General features: G+C 67.1%; 4 protein-coding genes. 3 read left to right on the forward strand and 1 reads right to left on the reverse strand.

All coding sequences use genetic code 11. From position 1 onward, the window contains the following. A partial coding sequence (locus AC1DYI_RS32390) for an NAD(P)/FAD-dependent oxidoreductase (RefSeq protein WP_477208220.1) occupies nt 1-264 on the reverse strand: 264 nt, incomplete at its 3' end. 271 nt (nt 265-535) lie between these two features. Between AC1DYI_RS32390 and AC1DYI_RS32395 the strand changes: the two genes are divergently transcribed. From AC1DYI_RS32395 to AC1DYI_RS32405, 3 genes are read left to right on the forward strand one after another with little or no spacing between them, the layout of a single operon-like run. After that, the gene (locus tag AC1DYI_RS32395) at nt 536-1318 is read left to right on the forward strand and encodes an SDR family oxidoreductase (RefSeq protein WP_477208221.1); all 783 of its coding nucleotides are present in this window, start codon (nt 536-538) and stop codon (nt 1316-1318) included. 11 nt (nt 1319-1329) lie between these two features. Beyond that, complete coding sequence (locus tag AC1DYI_RS32400) at nt 1330-1986, forward strand: YceH family protein (RefSeq protein WP_477208223.1); 657 nt, start codon at nt 1330-1332, stop codon at nt 1984-1986. A gap of 7 nt (nt 1987-1993) precedes the next feature. After that, entirely contained in the window at nt 1994-2413 is a 420-nt protein-coding gene (locus AC1DYI_RS32405; protein ID WP_477208222.1) for an acyl-CoA thioesterase, read from the forward strand. Nucleotides 2414-2564 lie beyond the last annotated feature (151 nt).

Consider the following 2564-nt stretch of genomic DNA (forward strand, 5'->3'; position numbering starts at 1 on the left):
GTTCAGCGGGGCGCCGAGTTCCTTCCAGTTCGGGAACAGCTCGTTGATGGCGCGCGGGTCCATCACCGCGCCGGAGAGAATGTGTGCCCCCGGCTCGGAGCCTTTCTCGAGCACCACCACGTTGACCTCGCCGCCTTTTTCAGCGGCCAGCTGCTTCAGCCGGATGGCCGTGGCCAGGCCCGCGGGGCCGCCGCCGACGATCACCACGTCGTATTCCATCGATTCGCGGGGGCCGTATTGGGCAAGCAGTTCGGGGGCGGTCATGGCAGGTCTTTCGAGTGGTGACGGCGGCCGGGCGGCCTGCGGCGTAGCGCCGCGCAAATCGGAGTCCGAGCAGGGCCGCAGGGTGAGCGCCCAGGCCGAGCGAGGGGCATTCTAGCGGCAGCGTTCAAAAATAGAACGGTCGTGCTTTTCTATTGTGGCCTCGATGCCGCAACGCGTTGATGGCGACCTCTGTGAGGGGAGACGTGCCTGCGCCGGACGTGGCGTGCTACGCTTTTCGCTCCCTTGCCGAAAGCGCTGCGCGCCCAAAACCATGAGCTACAACATCGATCTGTCTGGCCGCGTGGCCCTCATCACCGGGGCATCCAGTGGCCTGGGCGCGCAATTCGCCCGCACGTTGGCCAAGGCCGGCGCGGCGGTGGTGCTGTCGGCTCGCCGTGTCGAGCGCCTGAAGACGCTGCGCGCCGAAATCGAAGGCGCCGGCGGCGACGCCCACGTGGTGGCGATGGACGTGAGCGACCCGGTCAGCATCCGAGCCGGCGTGGCCCACGCCGAGACCGAAGTCGGCACGCTGGACCTGCTGATCAACAACGCTGGTGTCAGCACGACGCAGAAGCTGCTCGAGGTGACGCCAGAAGACTTCGACTACGTGATGGACACCAATGTGCGCGGCGCCTTCTTCGTCGCGCAAGAGGTGGGCAAGCGCATGGTTGCGCGGGCCCGCGGCGCGGCGCCGGGCACCTTCACCGGCGGGCGCATCGTCAACATCGCGTCGATGGCCGGCGTGCGCGTGCTGAGCCAGATCGGCGTCTATGCGATGAGCAAAGCCGCGGTGATCCACATGACCCGCGCGATGGCGCTCGAATGGGGCCGCTACGACATCAACGTCAACTGCATCTGCCCCGGCTACATCGATACCGAGATCAACCACCACCATTGGCAGACCGATGCCGGCCAGAAGCTGGTGCAGATGATGCCGCGCAAGCGCATCGGCAAGCCGGAAGACCTGGACCTGATGCTGCTGTCGCTGTGCGCGAAGGAGAGCCACTTCGTCAATGGCGCGATCATTCAAGCCGATGATGGTTTTGGGGTGTGAGCGCGCTGCCGATGGAGTTGCGAACCCTCACGCCGCTGGAGGCGCGCTTGCTCGGCGTGCTGGTCGAAAAGCAGCACACCGTCCCTGACACCTACCCGCTGTCGCTGAACGCGCTGCAGTCCGGTTGCAACCAGAAGACGGCCCGCGCGCCGGTGATGGACGCGAGCGAGGCTGATCTGCTGGTGGCGGTCGACAGCCTGAAGCACCTGCACCTGATCTTCGAAGTCAGCGGCAGCCGTGTGGCGCGCTACGAGCACAACCTGGGCCGCGTGCTGGGCGTGCCCAGCCAGTCGGTCGCGCTGCTGGCGGTGCTGATGCTGCGCGGGCCGCAGACCTCGGCTGAGTTGCGGCTGAACTGCGAACGCCTGCATCGCTTTGCCGACATCTCGTCGGTCGAAGGTTTTCTGGACGAGCTGTCCACCAAGCCGCCGGCCCGCGTCGTGAAGCTGGCCCGCGCGCCGGGCGAGCGCGAAGCGCGCTGGGCGCACCTGCTGTGCGGCGAGCCTGTGCAGCCGAGCGCGGGCTACGGCGCGGCCGCCGGTGACGGCGGCGGCGTGACGGCAGGCGAAGTCGCGGCCCTGCGCGGCGAGGTGACGCGCTTGTCCGATGAGCTGGCTGCGCTGCGGGCCGACCTGGCCGCCGTCAAGGCAGAGCTGGGACTCGGCTGACCACGCGATGCGATTCGAACTGCCGGCCGACAAGAAGCTGACCTATGAGATGGTGATTCCCATCCGCTGGGGCGACATGGACGCGATGGGCCATGTCAACAACACCGTCTACTTCCGCTACCTTGAGATCATCCGCGTGCAGTGGCTGCACGAGGTGGGCGGCGCGCCCGATCCGTCGGCTCAAGGCCCGGTGATCGTCAACGCCTTCTGCAACTTCATCAAGCAGCTGGAATACCCCGGCGATGTGCTGGCCAAGCACTACGTGGCCAATCTGGGCCGGACCAGCTTCGACACCTTCATCACGCTGGAGCGCACCGACCAGCCCGGCGTCATCCACGCCGAAGGCGGCGCGACGACGGTGTGGGTGGATTTCCCGGCGGGCAAGTCGGTGCCGGTGCCGGACTGGCTGCGTGCACTGATCGCCTAACGGCCATCAGTGCCGCAGCCGCCGGCTGCTTTCCATTCGACTCCCACGAGCCCTCTCCAGGAGGGCGCCTCCGAAGTGAATGACGAGAGCCGTCGCTTCGCCTTCGTCATGCTGACTGGAGCCCTCCTCCAGGAGGAGGGCTGGGTGGTGC

This window comes from Ideonella sp. P3_A4 (assembly GCF_056403075.1).